Below are 6,576 nucleotides of genomic sequence, written 5' to 3'. Positions count from 1 at the left end.
TCGCCGAGCGCGGAGTCGACGTGCTGGTCGTCGGCAAGCGCCCCAAGAACGACGCGCACACGGCGCTGGCGGCGGGCGGCATCAACGCGGCGCTGGCGACGATGGACCCGGCCGACTCGTGGCAGCAGCACGCGGCCGACACCATCAAGGAGAGCTATCTCCTCGCGAACCCGGACATCGTGCGGGTCGTCGCGGAACAGGCGCCGCGCGGCATCGCGGACCTGGAGCGGTGGGGCATGCCGTTCGCGCGCGAGGAGGACGGCCGGATCTCGCAACGGTTCTTCGGCGCGCACACGTTCCGCCGCACGTCGTTCGCCGGTGACTACACGGGTCTGGAGATCCAGCGCACCCTGGTGAACCGCGCCGCGCAGCTGGACATCCCGATCCACGACACCTGCTACATCACGCAGATCCTGGTGCGGGACAACGTGGTCTTCGGCGCGTACGGGTTCGACCTGAACACCGGTACGCGGTACGTGTTCCACGCCGACGTGGTGATCCTCGCGGCAGGCGGGCACACCCGGATCTGGCGCCGTACATCTTCGCGCAGGGACGAGAACACCGGCGACTCGTTCCGCCTGGCGGTGCTCGCGGGCGGCCGGATCCGCGATCCCGAACTGGTGCAGTTCCACCCGTCCGGCCTGCTCGAACCGGAGAACGCGGCAGGCACCCTGGTGTCCGAGGCAGCCCGCGGTGAGGGCGGCGTGCTGACCAACGCGCCGGGGGAGCGGTTCATGTCCCGCTACGACCCGCAGCGCATGGAACTGTCCACACGCGACAGAGTGGCACTGGCCGCGTACACGGAGATCAAGGAAGGCCGCGGCACCCCGAACGGCGGTGTGTGGCTGGACGTCTCGCACCTGCCGCGCGAGCAGATCATGCGCCGCCTGCCGCGCGTCTACCAGACGCTCCTCGAGCTGCAGATGAAGGACATCACCCGCGAACCGATGGAGATCGCGCCGACCGCGCACTACTCGATGGGCGGCGTCTGGGTGTCGCCCGCCGACCATTCCACGGGAGTCGAGGGCCTGTACGCGATCGGCGAGGCGTCCAGCGGCCTGCACGGAGCGAACCGGCTCGGTGGCAACTCGCTCATCGAACTGCTGGTGTACGGCCGGATCGTCGGCGAGGCGGCCGCGGAGTACTCGGCTTCGCTGAGCGCGCAACGCCGTTCGCGCATCGTGCTGGGCGAGGCGCGGGCCGAGGTCGACGGGCTCCTGAACGCCGACGGCCCGGAGAACGTCCGTGCCCTGCAACGAACTCTGCGCAACACGATGACCGAACACGCGGGCGTCGTCCGTGACGAGTCGTCACTGCGCAAGGGACTCGCCGAGCTGGACGAACTGGAAGAGCGCATCCGCGACGTCGGTGTGCACCCGGACCTCGCCGGTTTCCAGGACCTCGCCCACGCCTTCGACCTGAAGTCCTCGGCACTGGCGGCCCGCGCCACGCTGGAGTGCGCGCTGGAACGGCGGGAGACCCGCGGCTGCCACAACCGGTCGGACTTCCCGGACCTGGATCCCGCGCAGCAGGTGAACCTGGTGTGGGCGGGTCCGGGCTGGGTCGACCGGGAGGAGATTCCCGCGGTGCCGGACGAGATCGCGGCGCTCATGCGGGACGTCGACACGGCCGGCAAGCTGGTCGAGTGACACCTCGGGCGAGGGGCGGGAACACTGGAGAGTGGGTGTTCCCGCCCCTCGCCGTCACGGCAGCCTCAGTGCCGTGGTGAAGAGGAAGACGCTGTCCTCCAGCGCCTCCACTCGATGCCTGTGCTCCGGCATGGTCAGCAGGTCACCGATCCCGGCCTCGTGCCGGTAGGGCCCGGCGACGAGCCGCATGCGACCGTGCAGCACCTGCACGGTCACCTCACCGGGGTGCTCGTGCTCGTGCAGGTGCTCGCCGGCCCGCAACGCCATCACGGTCTGCCGCAACGCCTTGTCGCGTCCACCGTGGACGGTCTCGGCACTGCGCCCGCTGCTGAGCTGACGCGCCAGGGTGAGATGGGTCTCCGCCAGCTCGGTCAGCGAGGTCTTCACCGCGGTGCCCTCAAGTGCTTGCGCGCCTCGAGCTCCTCGGGTTCGACGACGGTCAGCATCGGCTGGCCGGGTGCGCAGAACATCGTGACCACGAAAGCGGATTCCTCGTCGGCCAGATGGTTGCCGTCCTGGTAGTGGATGACGTCGCCGCCGGGCTCCCAGAACGTCCCGCCGGCCTCCACGACCCGCACCGGCTCGCCTTCGAGCTCGAAGTTGATCGCGCCCTTGACGACGTACCCGTACGCGGGCCCGGAATGGCGGTGCGGCGGCGCTCCCGGACTCGACGGCGGCAGCGTCACGAAGATCGTCATGGCCTCGGCGCCGTCCGGGATCTGCGGAGCGCCCGGCACGGTGCCGATGACCTCGATTTTCGGCGGCGGCCCGCTCTTGTCGGGGTTGTCCAGCTGATGCTCGTGGTTCATGCGCTCACCCGCAGGTGCTTGTGCGCTGCCAGTTCCTCGTGCCCGACGACGGTGAGCACCGGCGCGCCCGGCTCGCAGATCATGGTCGCGACCAGCGCGGACTCCTCGTCCTCCAGCGCGTTCGCACCCCTGTAGTGGATCACGTCGCCGCCGGGTTCGAAGAACGCCTCACCCGCCCGGATCAGCCGTTCCGGCTCGCCTTCCAGCTCGAACGTGATGGCGCCCTTCACGACGTAGCCGTAGATGGGCCCGGGATGGCGGTGGGGTGGCGCGCCTGGGCTGCCGGGCGGGAGGCTGACCAGGATCGCCCTCCCGACGAGCCCTTCCGGCACTGGCGCGGCACCGGGTGCCTCCGCGAGGATCTCGACCTTCGGCGGCGGACCGCCCGCGGTCTCCGGGTGATGCAGCAGTTCGCTCATACCAGGAGAGACCGGGCAGCCCGCCGCTTTGTGACAACCGTCAGGAGGTCTGTCCCACCCCGGCGACGACCTTCGTGGTCACCGAGCGGGTGCCGATCACCTGCCCCTGCTTCAGCCCCCACGCGTCCTTCGCCAGCACCGTGCGCGACCCGAGGTACTCGCCGTTCGAGGGGTTGATGACGATCTGCTCCGTCGTCTCGTTCTCGGTCACGCCGAGCGCGGTGCCCGTCCTGCCGTCGATCACGGAAGCGGAGCCGGCGATCTCCAGCTTCGGCAGGTAGGTCAGCGCCTGGTACACGGCGGACCGCACCTCGGCGGGGTAGACGCCGGAGTCCAGGCCCTGGCTGACCATCTGGAGGAAGACCGCGCCCTCGTTGCCCGACACCTCGCCGACCAGCTTCTGGTACAGCTCACGCGGGTTGAGGGGCAGCGTGGCGAGGTACTCGGGCGACGGGTCGCGAAAGTTCGCCTTGATCTTGTCGTGGAGTGCGGGGCCGCCCTCCGAGGTGTACTCGCCCTCGGCTTCGATCGGCGACTGGAAGTCGGCGGGGAGGTCCGCGTCCGACCCGATCAGCCACTGCCGGCCACCGACATTGGTGATCTTGTAGAACCACTTGCCCCTGCGGTCGGCGGGGATCCACCTCTCCAGCTTCTGGTCCTGCAGGTACATCCAGTCGTACCGGTAGTCCTTCATCGACCAGCGCGCGTTCTCCAGCACGTACAGGTACTGGCCCGGCTGCAGCTTCGCGTCACCGGTCAGCCCGGCCGCCTTGGTCAGCACCTCGGCCACGGCCACGTTCGGGCCGGATGTCCGCGAGGTCAGCGACGGCGCGAGCAGCGCGGCACCCGCGAGCACGACCATCGCTGCGGCCGCGGCGACCAGTGGGATCCGGCGCCTGCGGCGAAGCGGGACCACCTTGTCCGAGTCGATCCGCTCCAGCAACGCGGCCCGGCCGCGCGCGAACGCCTCGTCGGTCATCGGGGCGACGTCCGACATCGCCCACTTGACCGTCTCGTCCTCGACTGGACGCGCCTCGTCACGCATCGTCACCCTCCTGCCCGTTGATCTTCGCCCGCAGCTTCGCCCGTGCCCGGAACAACCGGGTCCGCACGGTCGCCACCGGCGTTTCGGTCACCTCGGCCACCTCCGCCGCGCTCAGATCGGCCCACGCCACCATGAGCAGCACGTCCCGTTCCTCCGGCCGCAGGTCCGCCAGCACCTCGGCGAGGTCGCTCAGCAACGACTTCGCGTCCACCACCGAGGCGGCGCGGTCGTCGACGTGATCGGCCACCGCGCGCCGGCCGTGGTCACGCGCCCACGCCCGCAGGCGACGGCCCTCGGACCGCATGTGCTGACGCAGCAGGTTCGTGCCGATGCCGAACAGCCACGCCTTCAGGCTCGCGCGGGCCGGGTCGAACGTGTCGCGGCGCTCCCACGCGATCAGGAACGCCTCGGACACCAGGTCGTCGGCGATCGCGGCGTCCACCCGCAGCGCCAGGTAGCGGTGCAGGTCACGGGCGTGGCGGTCGTACAGGCCGACCCACGTGTCCCGGTCCAGAGGTCGAGTCACCTCCGGCCCTCCAGTTCGCGCTGTCTCGGTGCTCACACAAGCTATTGGCCGATCGGCCCCTCCGCATTCCCATGAGGACGGTCACACCCGTCAGGTGGAAACGCGAAAGCGCGCATCGGCCAAGAAGTCGATGTGAACGAGACAGTGCTGATCAGACAGTTCGTCGGCGACGTCCCGCCGATGTCCCAGGACGCGTTCGAGGCCGGGCGACGGCGAATCCTCGCGCTGGACCGGTGGGCCAGGGCGCGCCGGGACACCCGCGTGCTGTGGTTCGCGGCACTGGTGGCGCTGCCGCTCGTGCTGGCCGGGATGGGCGTCTACTTCCTCGACCTGCAGGTGTACCGGACGGGTGGACTCGCCTGGCTGAAAGGGCTTCCGCTCTACGTGGGCTTCCCCGGCGAGCTGGCCGAGTTCAACTTGCCGTTCACCTACCCGCCGATCGCCGCTGTCCTCTTCAGCGGTCTCACGTTCCTGCCGGTGTGGCTGGCGAACACGCTGATGACGATGATCAGCTTCCTGTGCCTGTCGGTGGTCTGCTTCGTGGTGACGCGCAGGCTGACCCCGCGCACGAATGTCGTGTGGACGGTCAGCGCCGCCGTCCCGGTCGCGGCCTTCGCGCTGGAACCGGTGCACTCGACGTTCGCGTACGGCCAGATCAACCTGCTGCTGATGGCGTTCGTGGTGGTGGACTGCCTGGCCGTCACCGACCGCCGGTGGCGCGGGATGCTCGTCGGCCTGGCCGCCGCGCTCAAGCTGACGCCGTTGATCTTCGTGCTGTACTTCGCCGTGCGCAGGGACTGGCGGGCCGCGCTCACCTCGGTCGCGACCTTCGCGGGGCTGGCCGGAGCCGGATTCGTGCTGGCGCCGCGCGACTCCGCCGAGTTCTGGTTCCACAACGTGCTCGACGGGAGCCGCGTCGGCGGCATCGCATACATGACGAACCAATCGTTGCGAGGTGTGCTGCACCGCCTCAACCCGGGTCAGTCCACCGAGATGCTGCTGTGGGTGCTGCTGTCCGCCGTCGTCGTGCTACTCGCGGTGGTCGCGGCGCGCCGGACTCGTCACGACGTGGTAGCCCTTGTCGCAATTGCGATCGCGGGCCTGCTCGTCTCGCCGATCTCGTGGTCGCATCACTGGGTGTGGTGCGTGCCGGCGTTCCTGGCACTCGCTTTCCTGCGCCGCAACGGAACCGGGGTGGCTCTCGGGGCCCTGGTCGTGGTGTTCTCCCTCGGCCCGTTCAACTGGCTGCCCAGCACGGGTGACAAGGAGATGCTGTGGACCTGGTGGCAGCACGTCTACGGTGACGTTTACACGTGGATCGCGATCGGCGTTCTCGTGGCGCTCGCCTGGACACGCGTGCCTGCAGACAGGTGAAATCCCGTAGTCCGCACCTTCGGACGGTATTTTCGTACCCGGCATGCCGCTAGCCTGTACTCCGGTACACAATTAGACGGGGGTTCATGTATGGCGGGGACGCGACGCGTGGCCGAGCCCGCGGCGCCGACTCAGGCTGTCGGGAGGCGCGAGCGGCACAAGCGAGCCATGTACGAACGTTTGTACACGGCGTCGATCGAGCTGTTCACAGAACAGGGTTACGAAGAGACCTCGATCGAGGACATCACCGAACGGGCCGATGTCGCGCGAGGCACCTTCTTCAACTACTTCGACAAGAAGGAGGAGGTCATCGCCGCGTGGGGTGCGCGGCGGCGAGACACGCTGAGAGCGGAACTCGGCGCGATCGCGGGTGGGGGCCTGGACACGCTGACGTGCCTGGAGAACTGCATGCGGGCACTCGCGAAGATCAACAAGCTGGAGTGGCGCACCACGCAGGTCATGCTCGCGGCCTGGGTGCGGTGCGGCCACCCCATCTTCGAACAGCCGTACGCGACGTCGTTGTTCGCGGAGATCGTCACCGCCGGCAAGCAGGCGGGCGAGATCGCCGAGCACGTCGACCCGACGCTGGTCGGCAACATCCTGCGGGATGTCTACCTGGGGACGCTTTACCGGTACGTGGGTCGTGGCAAGCAGCCGACGACGCTCGCCAACGAGCTCGTCACGACCCTCCGGCTGGTGGTCAACGGAATACGGGAGCAGTAGCGCTGCCGGTCCGGCGTCTGCAAGTACCACC

Annotated in this window: 8 protein-coding genes; 3 read left to right on the top strand and 5 right to left on the bottom strand. The window is 69.0% G+C overall.

Annotation, left to right across the window (positions count from 1 at the left end):
• A partial coding sequence (locus UK23_RS24225) for an L-aspartate oxidase (protein ID WP_045313913.1) occupies positions 1-1,649 on the top strand: 1,649 nt, incomplete at its 5' end.
• Positions 1,650-1,703: 54 nt separating this feature from the next.
• On the opposite strand, the gene UK23_RS24220 is transcribed toward UK23_RS24225, so the two are convergent.
• From UK23_RS24220 to UK23_RS24200, 5 genes are read right to left on the bottom strand one after another with little or no spacing between them, the layout of a single operon-like run.
• A complete protein-coding gene (locus UK23_RS24220) occupies positions 1,704-2,036 on the bottom strand; it encodes a LuxR family transcriptional regulator (protein WP_045313911.1) in 333 nt (110 codons plus the stop codon).
• Positions 2,033-2,458, bottom strand: coding sequence for a cupin domain-containing protein (locus tag UK23_RS24215; protein WP_045313910.1), 426 nt, complete (start codon positions 2,456-2,458; stop codon positions 2,033-2,035). Before UK23_RS24215 ends, UK23_RS24220 begins: the two co-directional genes overlap by 4 nt.
• Positions 2,455-2,877, bottom strand: a complete 423-nt coding sequence (locus UK23_RS24210) for a cupin domain-containing protein (RefSeq protein WP_045313909.1) — start codon at positions 2,875-2,877, stop codon at positions 2,455-2,457. Before UK23_RS24210 ends, UK23_RS24215 begins: the two co-directional genes overlap by 4 nt.
• A gap of 40 nt (positions 2,878-2,917) precedes the next feature.
• On the bottom strand, positions 2,918-3,922 hold the full coding sequence (locus UK23_RS24205) for a hypothetical protein (RefSeq protein ID WP_045313908.1): 1,005 nt from the start codon (positions 3,920-3,922) through the stop codon (positions 2,918-2,920).
• Positions 3,915-4,448 carry an RNA polymerase sigma factor gene (locus UK23_RS24200; protein ID WP_052684986.1) on the bottom strand — a complete coding sequence of 178 codons (534 nt, stop codon included), beginning with the start codon at positions 4,446-4,448 and terminating at the stop codon, positions 3,915-3,917. The genes UK23_RS24205 and UK23_RS24200 overlap by 8 nt, the downstream gene beginning before the upstream one ends.
• Before the next feature lie 132 nt (positions 4,449-4,580).
• Between UK23_RS24200 and UK23_RS24195 the strand changes: the two genes are divergently transcribed.
• Together UK23_RS24195 and UK23_RS24190 are read left to right on the top strand one after the other, a co-directional pair.
• Positions 4,581-5,822, top strand: coding sequence for a glycosyltransferase 87 family protein (locus UK23_RS24195; protein ID WP_052684985.1), 1,242 nt, complete (start codon positions 4,581-4,583; stop codon positions 5,820-5,822).
• A 168-nt stretch (positions 5,823-5,990) separates the two neighbouring features.
• Positions 5,991-6,545 carry a TetR/AcrR family transcriptional regulator gene (locus UK23_RS24190; RefSeq protein ID WP_052684984.1) on the top strand — a complete coding sequence of 185 codons (555 nt, stop codon included), beginning with the start codon at positions 5,991-5,993 and terminating at the stop codon, positions 6,543-6,545.
• Positions 6,546-6,576 lie beyond the last annotated feature (31 nt).

Source organism: Lentzea aerocolonigenes, assembly GCF_000955955.1.
GTDB classification, from domain to species: Bacteria; Actinomycetota; Actinomycetes; order Mycobacteriales; family Pseudonocardiaceae; genus Lentzea; species Lentzea aerocolonigenes_A.
This window is presented reverse-complemented; position numbering and strand designations above follow the sequence as displayed.

What these genes read in the sequence shown, in the direction of transcription:
- UK23_RS24215 (WP_045313910.1), bottom strand. Translation starts at nt 2,458, where the DNA reads ATGAACCACGAGCATCAGCTGGACAACCCCGACAAGAGCGGGCCGCCG.
- UK23_RS24210 (WP_045313909.1), bottom strand. Translation starts at nt 2,877, where the DNA reads ATGAGCGAACTGCTGCATCACCCGGAGACCGCGGGCGGTCCGCCGCCG.
- UK23_RS24205 (WP_045313908.1), bottom strand. Translation starts at nt 3,922, where the DNA reads ATGCGTGACGAGGCGCGTCCAGTCGAGGACGAGACGGTCAAGTGGGCG.
- UK23_RS24190 (WP_052684984.1), top strand. Translation starts at nt 5,991, where the DNA reads ATGTACGAACGTTTGTACACGGCGTCGATCGAGCTGTTCACAGAACAG.